The sequence below is a fragment of the Micromonospora sp. WMMA1947 genome (assembly GCF_027497355.1).
Taxonomy (GTDB): Bacteria; Actinomycetota; Actinomycetes; order Mycobacteriales; family Micromonosporaceae; genus Micromonospora.
Genome location: NZ_CP114909.1, coordinates 5,239,745 through 5,253,339, shown reverse-complemented (window position 1 = coordinate 5,253,339; position 13,595 = coordinate 5,239,745). Strand labels below are relative to the sequence as shown.

Below are 13,595 nucleotides of genomic sequence, written 5' to 3'. Positions count from 1 at the left end.
CGGGGAGTGCAGGGCTTAATTTATAGACAGGAGTCTTTACTGTTAACAATGTTTAATTTATGTTCGGGGCACCTTCCGTTCCCCCCGAAGGAGTTGCCACCATGCGCCGAAGAATCACCCTCCCGCTGCTCACCGCCGGTGCCGTCACCGGGACGCTGGCGCTCGCCGCGCCCGCGCAGGCCCACGGCTACGTCTCCTCGCCGCCCAGCCGCCAGGCGCTCTGCGCGCAGAACCGGGTCCCCGACTGCGGCCAGATCAAGTACGAGCCGCAGAGCGTCGAGGGCCCCAAGGGCCTGCGCAACTGCCACGCCGGCATCGCCCAGTTCGCGGTCCTCAACGACGACAGCCGCAACTGGCCGGCCACCTCGGTCGGCAGCAGCGTCACGTTCACCTGGGTCAACACCGCCCGGCACGCCACCGCCAACTGGGAGTACTGGATCGGCGGCACCCGGGTCGCCGTGGTCGACGGCGGGGGACGCCAGCCCGGCGCGACCGTCTCGCACACGGTCAACCTCGGCGGCTTCTCCGGCCGGCAGAAGCTGCTCGCCATCTGGAACATCTCCGACACCGCCAACGCGTTCTACTCCTGCGTCGACCTCCAGATCGGCGGCGGAGGCGGCAACCCGACCCCGTCACCCACCCCGACGGCGGCGCCCACCACCCCCGCGCCCTCGCCCACGCCCACCCGGACCAGCACCCCGGCGCCGGGCGGTACGTGGACCGCCGGGCGGGCGTACCAGGTCGGTGACACGGTGACCTACGACGGCCGCACCTACCGCTGCCGCCAGGCGCACACCGCCATCGCCGGCTGGGAGCCGCCGAACGTACCGGCGCTGTGGCAGCAGATCTGAGCCCGCGTAGCCGCGCGGCGGAGCCGGCCGGTCCCCGGCTCCGCCGCGCGTCCGCCGCCACCCTGCTCGGCGTGGTGCTGGCCCTGCCCGGGTGCGGCGGGCCGCCCGCCGCTGATCCGTCCCCGCCGGTCCCGTCCGCCACGGCGTCGGCCCCGGCCGGCGCGGACGGCACCACCAGCGGGATCGACGCGTTGTTCCTGGCCATGATGGTGGCGCACACCGAGCAGACCCTGGAGATCGTCGGCGTCGGCCTCGACCGTGCCACCGACCCGCGGATCCGCACCCTGATCGCCGCCGTCCGGGCCACCGAGACCGACGAACTCGCGACCATGCGCGGCTGGCTGCGCGAAGCGGGCCCGTCGGCCGCCGCCGCGGCCGCCCGGCACGACCACTCCGGGCACAGCGACGCCGCCGCCGGACTGGCCCGGCTGCGCGCCGCCGCGCCCGCCGACGCCGACCGGGTGCTGCTCGACGTGCTCGGCCGGCACCAGCGCACCGCGGCCGACCTGGCCCGCGCCCAGGTCGCCGCCGGGACCAGCGAGCGGGTACGCGACCTCGCCCGCCGCATCGACCGCTCCCGTACGGCCGAGGTCGAGCTGATGGCCGGCCTGGGTTGAGCGGCAGGGCCGCCACCCGTTCGCGCCGCTCGGACGAGGCATGACCTTCGTCACGGTCACCGCCGCCGGTCAGGGCCTCGACAAGACTGGCGAATCGGCGCGCACCTGCCCTTTCCGCGAGCCGACGGAGCACGTCCGAGCCGGTGACGCGGCGGCTCCGGGCACCGCGCTGGTTCGCCCCTCGGCAAAACCGGCCGCGTCTCGTCGCAGGTCATGGCTACGCTGTCGCCCGGACGCCGCCCGCCGCGCGTTCCGCCCGCGCTCCACCGACGGCGCGCGGCGCCGCCACCGCCACCTTCGTGCCGGACCGGATTCCAGGAGACCGTCAGTGACCCAGCAACCCGTCGCGACGTCGACGAAGCTCGACGCCGCCGTACTCAAGGTGGCCGGCGTCGTCGTGCTCGGTGCGATCATGTCGATCCTCGACGTGACAGTCGTCAGCGTGGCGCTGCCGACGTTCCAGAGCGAGTTCGACGCCACGTACGCCCGCGTCGCATGGACCATGACCGGTTACACACTCGCGCTGGCCACTGTCATCCCGCTCAGCGGCTGGGCCGCCGACCGGTTCGGCACGAAACGCCTCTACATGGTGGCGCTGGCGCTGTTCACCATCGGCTCCGGGCTCTGCGCCACCGCCGACTCGATCGGCGAGCTGATCGCCTGGCGGGTCGTCCAGGGCCTCGGCGGCGGCATGCTCATGCCGCTCGGCATGACGATCATGACCCGGGCCGCCGGCCCGCACCGCATCGGCCGCCTGATGGCGGTGCTCGGCATCCCGATGCTGCTCGGCCCGATCACCGGCCCGATCCTCGGCGGCTGGCTGATCGACGTGGCGAGCTGGCACTGGATCTTCCTGATCAATCTGCCGATCGGCCTGGTCGCGCTCGTCTACGCCCAGCTGGCGCTCCCCAAGGACAACGCCGAGCCGTCCGAGTCGTTCGACTTCCTCGGCATGCTCATGCTGTCGCCGGGTCTCGCGCTGTTCCTCTACGGCATCTCCACGCTGCCCGAGACCGGCACCGTCGCCGACACCAAGGTCTGGCTGCCGATGCTCGTCGGCGGCGCGCTCGTGGTCGCCTTCGTGCTCTACTCGTTCCGGCCCCGGCACCCGCTGCTCGACCTGCGGCTGTTCCGCAACCGCAACCTGACCATCGCCGCCGTCACCATGTTCGTGTTCATCATCGCGTTCATGGGCGCCGGCCTGCTGTTCCCCAGCTACTTCCTCCAGGTGCGCGGCGAGACGACGCTGACCGCGGGCCTGCTGATCGCGCCGCAGGGCATCGGCGCGATGCTGACCATGCCGATCGCCGGCATGCTCGCCGACAAGGTGCCGGTCGGCCGTACGGTGCCGTTCGCGCTGGTGCTCATCGCGGCCGGGTTCTTCACCTTCACCCAGCTCGGCACCGACACGTCGTACTGGCTGCTCTGCGGCTCGCTGTTCGTGATGGGCCTCGGCATGGGCGGCACGATGATGCCGATCATGACCTCGGCGCTGAAGACGCTCAGCGCGGCCGAGGTGGCGCGCGGCTCCACGCTCGTCAACATCCTCCAGCAGATCGGCGGTTCCGTGGGCGCCGCGGTCATGTCGGTCATCCTCACCAGTGAGCTGAACGGCTCGCAGCCGATCCCCGGCGTCACCGACCCGGCCACCGGCGCCCCGCTGACCGAGGCCCAGCTCGCCATCGCCGCGCAGCAGCAGCCCGAGCTGCTCCAGCAGTTCCCGGTGCCGCCGTCGCTGATCGAGCGCGGGCTCGACTTCGCGGCGAACTCCTTCTCCACCACGTTCTGGGTGGCCTTCGGTCTGGTACTGCTGACCTTCGTCCCGGCCGCGTTCCTGCCCCGCCGCCGCGAGCCCTCCCACCTGCTCGACGGGGACCCGGGCGAGGACAAGCGTCCGATGCCGGTCCCGATCCACTGACCGCCGCCGTGACCCGGGGCCGGACGCGTTCGCGTCCGGCCCCGGGCCGTTCCGGCGTCGCGATCCGCCACCCCGGCCAGGGCCGACGCCTAGGATCGGAACCGGAACCGGAGGAAGGCGGGCCAGCGTGAGCGCAGACGACGACGCGCAGCGGTCGGCGCGACGGCGCAACCGGCTGCTGCTCGCGGGCCTGCTCGCCGTCGTCGGGCTGATCCTGCTGCTGCTCGGGCTCACCGTCGCCACCGGCACCGTCGCCGGCGTCGAGGTGGTGCTCGCGCTGTTGCTGCTGGTGACCAGCTACGCCATCCAGCGGGTGGCCCGCCGCGAGACCGTCTACCGCGACGAGCGGCGCTGACCGGCGCGGCGGTCCGGCCGGGCTAGGCTGCCTCCGTGGATCACGAAGACCGCATCGCGCTGTTCCTCGACTACGAGAACCTGGCCCTGGGCGTCCGCGACCATCACGGCGGCCGGCCGTTCGACTTCCGGCCGATCGCTGACGCGCTCGCCGAGCGGGGACGCGTGGTGGTGCGCCGGGCGTACGCGGACTGGTCGTACTTCGACGAGGACCGGCGGATGCTCACCCGCTCACACGTCGAGCTGATCGAGATACCGCAGCGGATGGGCGCCTCCCGCAAGAACGCCGCCGACATCAAGATGGCGGTGGACGCGGTCGAGCTGGCGTTCGAGCGCGGCTACATCTCCACGTTCGTGATCTGCACCGGCGACAGCGACTTCACCCCGCTCGTGCACAAGCTGCGCGAACTCAACAAGCGGGTGATCGGCGTCGGAGTCGAGAAGTCGACCTCCGCGCTGCTGCCGCCGGCCTGCGACGAGTTCCTCTACTACGACCGCCTCGAAGGCGTGGACGTACCGCCGCCCGCCGCCCGCCGGTCGCGCCCGGCCCGGCCCTCGCCCGCGGAGCCGGCGCCCGAGCCGGTGGCGGAGACCCCGGCCGAGGACGATTCGGCGCGGGATGTCGACACGCTCGCCGTGCAGCTCGTGCAGACAGTCGCCGGCATGCAGGGCAGCTCCAGCGGCGACGTGACCGCCTCCGCGCTCAAGCGCGCGCTGCTGCGCAAGGACCCCACGTTCAGCGAGTCCGACTACGGCTTCCGGACCTTCGGGGAACTGCTGCGCCACCTCGCCGCGCACAACGTGGTGGAGCTGGCCGCCGGGCCGGCCAAGGGCGACCCGGAGGTTTCGCTCCCCGAGCAGGGCGACCGGGAGGTCGCGTTCGGGCTGCTGCGCTCCGTGGTGGTGGACCTCGCCGCGGACGGTGGCGCGGTGGCGCTGTCCGGCCTGAAGGACCAGCTCCGGCGCGCGCGGCCCGACTTCAGCGAGAAGAAGCTCGGCTACCGCAGCTTCCTCCAGTTCTGCAAGGCGGCCGCGACGGGCGGAGCGGTGGAGCTGCGCTGGAGCCCCGACGACGGCGACTACCTCCTGACCCCCCACACCCCCTGACACGCCTCGCCCTCTCGCCCCCGGCCCTCGCCCCCGCGATCTTGCACTTTCGGCCCTCCGAAAGCGGGACGAATCCCTCATTCCCGGGGCCGAAAGTGCAAGATCAACGGAGGGTGTGCGGGTTGGTGTCTGCCTGGGGGCCGGCGCCGACTTGGATGGCCAGACCGAGCCGCAGGCCCACCAGGTCCAGGAGGGTCTGCGGCTCGGAAGACGCGGTCGGGCTCGGCTCGTCCGTGGGACCGGGCCCTCCGGTCGGGTCCGGGTCGCCCGTCGGGCTCACGGTCGGCGCCGGGGTCACCGGGTCGGCGGGTGGCGCGGTCGGTTCGACGGGTGCCGGCGGGCGGTCGCCGGGGTGCGTCGGCGGCGCCCCGGCGACAGGTGGTGCGGTGGTGAGGACCCGCCCGCCCGGCAGGGTGACCGGGTGACGCTCCGGTCGCGGCGCGGACCGGGTCGGCCGGGGAATCGGCTGCGACGACGGGTCGGCCGGAGTCGCCGTGTACGGGGCCGGAGGTGAGGGAGTCGCGGCGGGAGCGGTCGCCGGATGGGTCGCCGGTCGGTGCGCCGGATCGGTCTGCCCGGCGGTGGCCGTCCAGGTGCCGGCGGAGGTGACACCCAGCAGCACTGCCACAGCCGCGACGCCCGCTGCCGCCAGCCGCTGGGGGAGCGCCCGTTCGGCCGGGGCGTCCCACGGGCCGAGCGGCCGGGGTGGCCGGGGCCGGGCAGCCCGGTGCGCGGACCGCAGCGCCTCGACGTCCTCGACGACCGCCTGTCGCGTGCCGGTGGCGCCGGCGTGGGCCAGAGTGAGGTAGAACCGGGCGTTCGCCGCACCAGGTGCCGGTACGCGGAGACCCGCCGGGGTGCCACCGTCGGCGCCGTGCAGCAGGGTGACCGGGCGGCCCGGGTGGTGCCCGAGGCCGTGCAGCTCCCGCAGGGGCCAGTCCCGCCGGACGTCGTGCCCGGCGAAGGCCACCCGCCGGTCGGTCACCACGGCGGCGCCGCTGTCGACCACGCGCAGTCCCGCCGGTAGCGGACCGTCGGCCGGGTCGAGGCAGCCCGCGAGTGTGCGGCCCGGCACCGGCAGCCCGGGCAGGTGCCGGGCGGTGGCCTCGACCAGGTCGACGGTGGGCAGGATGCGGTAGACGATCTCGCCGTCGTCCAGCGGCACCGGCAGCGGGGTGCCCGGCAGCGCGCAGCCGTGGAAGCCTGCCGCCTCCATCGCCAGCCGGTCGAGGTGTTCGGCGTGCCGGCGCCAGATCCGGGCCGCCGCCTCGTACGCCCGGCGCCGGCGCTCGTTCTCGCGCCGGGCCCAGGCCAGCCGCCACCGCGGATGAGCCCCGATCGCGTCGTGTCGCCTCGCCGTCACACCTGGTACAACGGCCCTGCTCGGGACGCGGATACGTGAGCGCGGCTATCGTCCGGTTTGGCAATGGTATGCCCGCGATTAGACTTCGGGCATGCCGCGGATCGTCCAGTTGCTGGCCTCGCCCGTACACCGGTACGTGGGCCGCCCGGCGGACGGACCCGCCCCGGCACCACCGGGTGAACTGGTCGACGAGGTGCAGGTGCGCGCCGGGCTCGGCATCGTCGGTGACCGCTACTTCGGCCGTCCCGCGCACCGGCAGGCGAGCGTCACGCTGATCGCACGGGAGTCGCTACCGCCCGGGGCGGACCTCACCCAGTTGCGGCGCAACGTGCTGACCGACGGCATCCCGGTGGACGAGCTGGTCGGGCGCGTCCTCACGCTCGACTCCGGTGCCGGCCCGGTCCGGCTGCGGGTGCACCGGGCCGCCCCGCCCTGCGCGTGGCTCGACGTGGTGGTCGCACCCGGTACGTGGAAGGCGATGCGCCGCCGTGGTGGCGTCCGGTGCGCTCCGCTCTCCGACGGCGTCCTGCGGGTCGGGCCGGTCTCCGTGTCCGTCGACGACTGACAGCGGGGGAACTTTTCCCACCCGCCGGCCGACCAATCGAGGGCGGCCGGCACCCGGCGCCGGCAGGAGGGACGCCAGGAATGAACCGAGCGGGGTCCGTTTCCGTACCGTCCGGCATGAGCATGCCGGACCGGCGGGCCGGCCGCGGATGAGCCCGGACGCCGACGACGAGCAGGTGACCGGGTGGGCCCGTCGTGCCGCCCGGGGAGACCAGCTGGCCGCGGCCGCGTTCGTCCGGGCCCTCCAGGCGCCGGTGTGGCGGTTCCTCGCCCACCTGGCCGGGCCCGCCGAGGCCGATGACCTCGCCCAGGAGACGTTCCTGCGCGCGTTGCGCAGCCTGCCCGGCTTCGCGGGCCGGTCGTCGGCGCGTACCTGGATCTTCACCATCGCCCGCCGGGTCGCGGTGGACCACGTGCGGGCGGCGACCGCCCGGCCCCGCGTGGCGGCGCTGCCGGACTGGCAGGCCGCCGCCGAGGCGGCCGGCGCGGTGACCGGCGGCGGGGACGACGGCGTGGTGCTGCGCGGCCTCATCGCCACGCTGCCGCCGGACCGGCGGGAGGCGTTCGTGGCCACCCAGGTGCTCGGCCTGTCCTACGCCGAGGCGGCCGAGGTGTGCGGCTGCCCGGTGGGCACCATCCGCTCCCGCGTGGCCCGTGCCCGTGAGGACCTGGTCGCCGCCTGGTCCGGCGACGCCCGCGACCGCCGGGCCCGCTGAGGCCGCGACCGCCGGGACTCGCCGGGACGGCACTGCGGGATCGCGGGAACGCAAAGGCCCGCGGGAACACGGGTCCGCGCGGAGAGGCAGAAGGCCCGCGCGGGGACGCACCGGCTCCGCGCGGACCGTCAGGCGGCGCGCCGGTCGCGGGCCTGTGCCGGGTACGGGCCGGGCGGCACCAGCCGCAGCGCCGGCGCGGCCGGTTCCTCGGCCGGCAGCGCCCACCGCGATCCGTCCGACCGGCGCTGCCCGGGTGGCGTGTCGCCGGGGCGCCGGCCGAGCCGGGACAGCACCAGCATCACGGCCCAGCCGACCAGCAGGAAGCCGTGGCTGACCAGACGGGTCATCGCCACCTGCCCGGTGATCAGGTCGTTCACCGACAGCAGCACGAGCGTGGCGACGAACGCGCTGAGCATCGGCAGCAGGCCGGACGGGGCGGACCGGCGCGCGGCCACGTAGAGGAACCCGGCGCCGACGGCGACGTTCCAGGCCGCCGACTCGTGCCACAGGTGCTGGCCGGAGACGTGTGCGTGCGCGACGACCGCCTCCCGTCCGATCTGGGCCAGGCCGAGCACGAGCTGCACCGCGCCGAGCAGGCCGAGCGCCCCGCGCAGGCCGAGCGTGATCCGGTGGCGGCGGCTGGGCCGGGGCGGCGGGGCGGCGGCCAGGACCGCGTCGACCAGGTCGGGTACCCGTGGGGCGAGCTGCGTACGGGCACGCCGGGTCACCGACGCGGCGGTGTCGAACCAGGCGCGGCAGCCGGCGCAGCCGGTCAGGTGCGCCTCGGCCGCCTCGATCTCCGACCCGGACGCCTCACCGTCCAGCTGTGCCGACAGGATCTCCCGCCACTGCTCACACACCATGTAGGGATAGTCGTCCGGACGGTCCGCCTGGTTCCCGGCGGGGTGCGGGTCACGTCTCGCCCAGCCGGGACTTCTGCACCTTGCCCATCGCGTTGCGGGGCAGCGCGCCGACCAGCCGTACCTGCCGTGGCCGCTTGTGCGCGGACAGCTGCCGTGCCACGAAGTCGATCAGCTCGGTCTCGGCCACGCCGTCGCCGACCACGTACGCGGTCACCTGCTGCCCCAGGTCGGGGTGGGGCGTGCCGACCACCGCCGCCTCCCGGACACCCGGGTGGGCCAGCAGCGCGTCCTCCACCTCGCCGGCCCCGATCCGGTATCCGCCGCTCTTGATCAGGTCGGTGGCGGCCCGGCCGACGATCCGGTGGGCGCCGTCCGGGTCGACGGTCGCGACGTCGCCGGTGCGGAACCAGCCGTCCGCCGTGCGGGTGGCCGCGTCGGCGTCCGGCCGGTTCAGGTAGCCGTCGAACAGCGTGCCGCCGCGTACCTGGAGTTCGCCCATGGCCGTGCCGTCGGCGGGCAGCGCGCCGCCGTGGTCGTCCACCACACGCGTGTGCACGCCGGGCAGCGGCACGCCCACCGTGCCGGGCCGCCGGGGACCGTCCGCGCGGGCGCTCAGCGTCACGAGGGTCTCGGTCATCCCGTACCGCTCGACCGGCCGGTTGCCGGTCAGCCCGGCCAGCGCCGCGAAGACCGGCTCGGGGAGTGCCGCGCTGCCGGACACGAGCAGCCGGGCGCCGCGCAGCGCCCGCGCCGCCGCCGGTTGCGCCGCGATCCGCGACCAGATCGTGGGCACGCCGAAGTACATCGAGGCGCCGGCGGCCGCGTACCGCTCGGGGTGCGGCCGGCCGACGTGGCGCAGCGGGCTGCCGACGCGCAGCGGGCCGAGCACGCCGAGCACCAGCCCGTGCACGTGGAACAGCGGCAGGCCGTGTGCCAGCACGTCGTCGGGGGTCCAGGCCCAGGCGTCGGCGAGCCCGTCCAGGCAGGCGGCGATCGCTCGGCGGGACAGCACCGCGCCCTTCGGCGCGCCGGTGGTGCCGGAGGTGTAGAGGATCAGCGCGGTGGCCGCCGGGTCGGGCTCGGGATGCGTGGTGTCCGAGCGCCGGGCCAGGTCCAGCGGCACGACCGGCGGCGCGCCGGCGTCCGGCGTGCCCGGCGTGGCCAGCAGCAGTTCCGCGCCGGAGTCGCGCAGGATGTGGTCGCGTTCCATCGGGCCGGCGTCCGGTGGCACGGGCACCACGGCCGCGCCGGCGAGCAGCCCGCCGACCACGCCGACCACCGTCTCCAGGGTCGCGGTGGCGGGCACCGCCACCCGGGCCGCGCCGCGCAGGTCGTCGGCGACCGCGCTGGCCGCGCGGCGCAGCTCCACCCAGGACAGCGACCGGTCCTCCACCCGGACCGCGCCCGGACGGTCGTCTGTGGTCTCGGCGAGCCGGCTCAGCAGCGACACGGGCACACCCCTTTCCCGGTACGTCCCCGAGGTGACCGTAGCCGGACGGGCAACCCCGGCCGGGTGGGCCGTCAGGAATGTGTCATCGTGGTCGGCGGCGAGGGAGGGGTGGCATGTCGGGTCCGTTGCGCGGGGTGCTGGTCGCCGACTTCTCCCGGATCCTCGCCGGGCCGTACGCGACGATGCTCCTGGCCGACCTGGGCGCGGACGTGGTGAAGGTGGAGGCGCCGGGCGGCGACGACACCCGGGGCTGGCGCCCGCCGGTCCGCGACGACGTCTCGACCTATTACCTGTCGGTCAACCGCAACAAGCGCTCGCTGGTCCTCGACTTGACCGACCCGGGTGACCTGACGCTGGCGCACCGGCTCGCCGACCGGGCCGACGTGCTGATCCAGAACTTCCGGCCGGGCGCGCTGCGCCGCTTCGGCCTCGACCACGACACGGTCACCGCCCGCAACGCCCGCCTGGTGTACGCCTCGATCAGCGGCTTCGGCGACGCCGGTGGCGCCGACCTGCCCGGGTACGACCTCATGGTGCAGGCCGCCGCCGGCCTGATGAGCCTCACCGGGGACGCGGACGGCCCGCCCTACAAGGCCGGGGTGGCGGTGTTCGACGTGATCGCCGGGCTGCACGCGGCGGTCGGGATCCTGGCCGCGCTGCGGCACCGGGAGTCGACCGGGCGCGGGCAGCACGTCCGCGTGGACCTGCTCTCCTCGGCGTTGTCCGGGCTGGTCAACCACACCAGCGCGTACGTCGCCGGGGCAGCGGCGCCGCACCGGATGGGTAACGCGCACCCGAGCATCGTCCCGTACGAGCCGCTGCCCACCGCCGACGGCGACCTGGTGGTGATCGCCGGCAACGACGGTCAGTTCCGTACCCTCTGCCGGGTGCTCGGCGTGCCGGAGCTGGCCGACGACGCGCGGTTCCGCCGCAACGCCGACCGGGTCGCGCACCGCGACGAGCTGCGGCCGCTGCTGGTGGCGGCGCTGTCCCGGCGCGGCAGCGCGCACTGGTTCGCCGAGCTGCGTGCCGCCGGCGTGCCGTGCAGCCCGATCAACTCGGTGGCCGAGGGCGTGGCGCTGGCGGAAGGGCTGGGCCTGGAGCCGGTGGTGACGACCGGCGGCGTGCCGGGGATCCGGAACCCGATCGGCCTGTCCGACACCCCGCCCCGATACGACCTGCCGCCACCCGACCTCGATGAGCACGGCGCGGCGCTGCGGGCCTGGCTCGCCACGGAGTGAGCCGCCCGGCCGGTACGTCAGAGCGTCTCGACCAGGCGGAAGCGTTCCAGCACGGCCGGGGTGTCGTCGTCCACTGTGAACCCGGGGTCGCCGAGCCAGCCGCGGTAGTCGTCGCCGTGCCAGAACCTCTCGTGGCCCTCCCGCCACGCGGCGACCGTCTCGAACCCCTCGCCCTCGTCGCGGGCGTGGTCGAGGTCCACCTCGCCGAGCGGGGCGACGCGGACCTCGACGAGTTCGATCACCGCGACTGGCCGGCCGGCGGAGTCGATCACCGCCGAGCGGGTGCCGACCTCGGGCAGCGGCTCGCCGTCGATCTCGTAGTCCTGCAGCAGGCCGGTGGTGGTGGTCTTGCTCCCGTCGAGCACCGCGGCGACGAGCTGGTCGCGCAGCGGACCGGGAAAGGCGAACTCGAACGTGGGCAGCTCGGCGTCCATGCGCGGCAGCGTAGCCGGGTCACGCGGGGCGGGCGACCACCTTTCGTGGCGCCCGGCCCCTTCAGCCCGGCGGCGGCAGCGTGCGGTCGAGCCAGTCCAGCAGCACCCGCTCGTACTGCGGGGAGATGCCGTCCAGGTCCTCGGCCTCGCCGAGCGTGGGGGAGTGGTCGCAGCCGGCCAGCCGGGCCACCGTCAGCTCGGCGTCGCGGGCCGTCCGCCGCCACACCGCGAGGCTGTCCTCGATCGGGATCCACGCGTCCGTCTCGCCGTAGCAGAGCAGCACCGGGCCGGTCAGCCGCGCCAGCACCGGTGCCGGGTCGTAGTCCATGTCGGTCCAGGTGCCGGGCGTGGCGGGCAGCTCGTCGGGCAGGAACGCCAGCGGGAACCACCGCCGCCGCGCCGCCGCGTCGATCGCCGCCTGCGCCACCGGGCGCGGCACCTCGCCACGCTGGAACCCCTCGGCGACGCGCCGCAGCTCGGCCAGCTCGGCCAGGTCGGCCGCGCCGTAGCCGTTGCGGCGCAGCTGCTCGGCGGTGCCGTAGCGCATCTGGACCGCCGGGCTCACGCCGCTGCACCCGACCAGGACCAGGAAGCCGACCGGGTGCCGGGTCGCGGTGAGCGCCGCCGCCCACGCGCCCTGGCTGAACCCCCAGAGCCCGACCGGGGCCGTCCCGACGTGCCGGCGCAGCTCGGTGAGCGCGGCGGAGGCGTCGTCGGCCTGGTCGGCCAGCGGCACGTCGTGCCCGTCGGCACGGGGGCGGCGGTCGTAGCGCAGCACCGCGACCCCGGCCGGCGGCAGCAGCCGGGCCAGATGCTCGTAGAGGAAGTGGGACCGCTGCCCGGCCTGCGAGCCGTGCAGCACCACCAGGCCGCCGCGCACCGGCCCGGACGGCAGGTCGAGGACCGCCGGCAGGCCCGCCGCGCCGACAGTCGTCTCCATGCCGGGCAGTGAACCACGAAGCGCCCGCCCCCGGTGGTCCCGGCCGCCGTCCGGGACACCCGCGTGCGTACGCTGACCAGGTACGTCGCCGACCGTGGAGAACCGCCATGACCAGCCCCGCATCCCGTACCGTCCGGGTCGCCCGCCCCGGCGACGTGGCCGCCCTCGTCGACCTGATCGAGTCGGCGTACCGGGGCGAGCGCAGCCGCCAGGGCTGGACCCACGAGGCGGACCTGCTGGCCGGGCAGCGCACCGACCCGGAGATGGTGACCGCGGCGGTCACCGGCCCGGACGGCGTGGTGCTGGTCGCCGAGCAGGACGGCGACCTGGTGGCCTGCTGCCAGCTGGAACGCCGCGACGACCACGTGTACTTCGGGATGTTCGCTGTCGCCCCCGGCCGGCAGGGCGGCGGCCTGGGCCGGGACCTGCTGGCCGAGGCCGAGCGCTACGCGGCCGAGCAGTGGCACGCCGGTGAGATGCGGATGACCGTGATCGTCCAGCGCGACGACCTGATCGCCTGGTACGAGCGGCGCGGCTACGTCCGCACCGGCGAGCGGAGCCCGTTCCCGTACGGCGACGAGCGCTTCGGCGTGCCGCTGCGGCCGGACCTGGCGTTCGAGACGCTGCGCAAGAAGCTCGGCTGACTCAGCCGGGCCGGTCGACCAGTGCCACCAGCTTCTTCGGGGCCAGCACGCAGAAGCTCTCGGTGAGCAGCTCGGCGACCTCGGTCCAGTCGGTCTCGGCGTCCAGCCGCAGGCCGACCACGTCGGCGGCCCAGTCCGGCTTGAAGAAGTGCGGACCGGCCGCGAGCAGCCCGGCGATCTCGTCGCCGGGGGAGCGGAACATCATCACGCAGACCGGCTCGTCGGTCGCCGCGGCTCGCGCGTACGCCGCCTGGTGGCCCGGGTCGACGGTGAGCACGTGGGCGAAGGTGCGGCCGCGCACGCGCCAGCGGACGCCCACCCAGGCCGCTTCCTCGTAGGTCTCCGGCAGGCCGAGGCAGATCGGCCGCAGGCGGTCGAGGTGCTCGGGTGGGACGTCTCCGGGGCCGGTCATGCGCGCAGGTTAGCCGCGGCCTCCGACATTCCGGCCGCACCGGCGTGCCGCCTCGCCGCCGTGCCTGCGGCGGGGAAATGTCGTAGCCGGGGAGTACGACAGCGATGAGTTTCGGTGAGCC

The 13,595-nt window shown here is 74.9% G+C and carries 15 protein-coding genes; 9 read left to right on the top strand and 6 right to left on the bottom strand.

Going from position 1 to position 13,595, the window contains the following annotated elements; translation table 11 throughout:
• Positions 1-101: 101 nt before the first annotated feature.
• The 5 genes from O7604_RS24750 (at position 102) to O7604_RS24730 (ending at position 4,847) form a co-directional block, all read left to right on the top strand.
• Positions 102-851: a lytic polysaccharide monooxygenase gene (locus tag O7604_RS24750; RefSeq protein WP_281577963.1), complete on the top strand. Its 750-nt coding sequence runs from the start codon at positions 102-104 to the stop codon at positions 849-851.
• Positions 836-1,468, top strand: a complete 633-nt coding sequence (locus tag O7604_RS24745) for a DUF305 domain-containing protein (protein ID WP_281577962.1) — start codon at positions 836-838, stop codon at positions 1,466-1,468. The genes O7604_RS24750 and O7604_RS24745 overlap by 16 nt, the downstream gene beginning before the upstream one ends.
• Positions 1,469-1,796: 328 nt before the next feature.
• The gene (locus tag O7604_RS24740) at positions 1,797-3,386 is read left to right on the top strand and encodes a DHA2 family efflux MFS transporter permease subunit (RefSeq protein ID WP_269706386.1); all 1,590 of its coding nucleotides are present in this window, start codon (positions 1,797-1,799) and stop codon (positions 3,384-3,386) included.
• A 127-nt stretch (positions 3,387-3,513) separates the two neighbouring features.
• Positions 3,514-3,741, top strand: coding sequence for a hypothetical protein (locus tag O7604_RS24735; protein WP_269706385.1), 228 nt, complete (start codon positions 3,514-3,516; stop codon positions 3,739-3,741).
• A gap of 35 nt (positions 3,742-3,776) precedes the next feature.
• The gene (locus tag O7604_RS24730) at positions 3,777-4,847 is read left to right on the top strand and encodes a PIN domain-containing protein (protein ID WP_269706384.1); all 1,071 of its coding nucleotides are present in this window, start codon (positions 3,777-3,779) and stop codon (positions 4,845-4,847) included.
• 103 nt (positions 4,848-4,950) lie between these two features.
• On the opposite strand, the gene O7604_RS24725 is transcribed toward O7604_RS24730, so the two are convergent.
• A complete protein-coding gene (locus O7604_RS24725; protein ID WP_281577961.1) occupies positions 4,951-6,210 on the bottom strand; it encodes a hypothetical protein in 1,260 nt (419 codons plus the stop codon).
• A gap of 91 nt (positions 6,211-6,301) precedes the next feature.
• Between O7604_RS24725 and O7604_RS24720 the strand changes: the two genes are divergently transcribed.
• Positions 6,302-6,775: a molybdenum cofactor biosysynthesis protein gene (locus O7604_RS24720; protein ID WP_281577960.1), complete on the top strand. Its 474-nt coding sequence runs from the start codon at positions 6,302-6,304 to the stop codon at positions 6,773-6,775.
• Positions 6,776-6,923: 148 nt separating this feature from the next.
• Entirely contained in the window at positions 6,924-7,490 is a 567-nt protein-coding gene (locus tag O7604_RS24715) for a sigma-70 family RNA polymerase sigma factor (protein WP_269706381.1), read from the top strand.
• A 128-nt stretch (positions 7,491-7,618) separates the two neighbouring features.
• Here O7604_RS24715 and O7604_RS24710 read toward each other — a convergent pair whose 3' ends face one another.
• Together O7604_RS24710 and O7604_RS24705 are read right to left on the bottom strand one after the other, a co-directional pair.
• Positions 7,619-8,353: a zf-HC2 domain-containing protein gene (locus O7604_RS24710; RefSeq protein WP_269706380.1), complete on the bottom strand. Its 735-nt coding sequence runs from the start codon at positions 8,351-8,353 to the stop codon at positions 7,619-7,621.
• A gap of 49 nt (positions 8,354-8,402) precedes the next feature.
• Entirely contained in the window at positions 8,403-9,803 is a 1,401-nt protein-coding gene (locus tag O7604_RS24705) for an acyl-CoA synthetase (protein WP_281577959.1), read from the bottom strand.
• Between the two features lie 113 nt (positions 9,804-9,916).
• On the opposite strand from O7604_RS24705, the gene O7604_RS24700 reads away from it, so the two are divergent.
• Positions 9,917-11,044, top strand: coding sequence for a CoA transferase (locus O7604_RS24700; RefSeq protein WP_281577958.1), 1,128 nt, complete (start codon positions 9,917-9,919; stop codon positions 11,042-11,044).
• Positions 11,045-11,061: 17 nt separating this feature from the next.
• On the opposite strand, the gene O7604_RS24695 is transcribed toward O7604_RS24700, so the two are convergent.
• Entirely contained in the window at positions 11,062-11,478 is a 417-nt protein-coding gene (locus tag O7604_RS24695; RefSeq protein ID WP_269706377.1) for an ASCH domain-containing protein, read from the bottom strand.
• 61 nt (positions 11,479-11,539) lie between these two features.
• Positions 11,540-12,418, bottom strand: a complete 879-nt coding sequence (locus O7604_RS24690) for an alpha/beta hydrolase (RefSeq protein WP_281577957.1) — start codon at positions 12,416-12,418, stop codon at positions 11,540-11,542.
• A 107-nt stretch (positions 12,419-12,525) separates the two neighbouring features.
• Here O7604_RS24690 and O7604_RS24685 point away from each other — a divergent pair, with 107 nt between their 5' ends.
• Entirely contained in the window at positions 12,526-13,062 is a 537-nt protein-coding gene (locus O7604_RS24685) for a GNAT family N-acetyltransferase (protein ID WP_281577956.1), read from the top strand.
• 1 nt (position 13,063) lies between these two features.
• Here the strand turns inward: O7604_RS24685 and O7604_RS24680 are convergent, their stop codons facing one another.
• Positions 13,064-13,474 (bottom strand): MmcQ/YjbR family DNA-binding protein, encoded by a 411-nt coding sequence (locus tag O7604_RS24680; RefSeq protein ID WP_281577955.1) that lies wholly within the window; start codon positions 13,472-13,474, stop codon positions 13,064-13,066.
• Between the last annotated feature and the right edge of the window lie 121 nt (positions 13,475-13,595).

Excerpts from the sequence above, each read along its gene's own strand:
- O7604_RS24715 (WP_269706381.1), top strand. The coding sequence starts at position 6,924 with ATGAGCCCGGACGCCGACGACGAGCAGGTGACCGGGTGGGCCCGTCGT.
- O7604_RS24695 (WP_269706377.1), bottom strand. The coding sequence starts at position 11,478 with ATGGACGCCGAGCTGCCCACGTTCGAGTTCGCCTTTCCCGGTCCGCTG.
- O7604_RS24750 (WP_281577963.1), top strand. The coding sequence starts at position 102 with ATGCGCCGAAGAATCACCCTCCCGCTGCTCACCGCCGGTGCCGTCACC.
- O7604_RS24690 (WP_281577957.1), bottom strand. The coding sequence starts at position 12,418 with ATGGAGACGACTGTCGGCGCGGCGGGCCTGCCGGCGGTCCTCGACCTG.
- O7604_RS24685 (WP_281577956.1), top strand. The coding sequence starts at position 12,526 with ATGACCAGCCCCGCATCCCGTACCGTCCGGGTCGCCCGCCCCGGCGAC.
- O7604_RS24700 (WP_281577958.1), top strand. The coding sequence starts at position 9,917 with ATGTCGGGTCCGTTGCGCGGGGTGCTGGTCGCCGACTTCTCCCGGATC.
- O7604_RS24720 (WP_281577960.1), top strand. The coding sequence starts at position 6,302 with ATGCCGCGGATCGTCCAGTTGCTGGCCTCGCCCGTACACCGGTACGTG.
- O7604_RS24710 (WP_269706380.1), bottom strand. The coding sequence starts at position 8,353 with ATGGTGTGTGAGCAGTGGCGGGAGATCCTGTCGGCACAGCTGGACGGT.
- O7604_RS24680 (WP_281577955.1), bottom strand. The coding sequence starts at position 13,474 with ATGACCGGCCCCGGAGACGTCCCACCCGAGCACCTCGACCGCCTGCGG.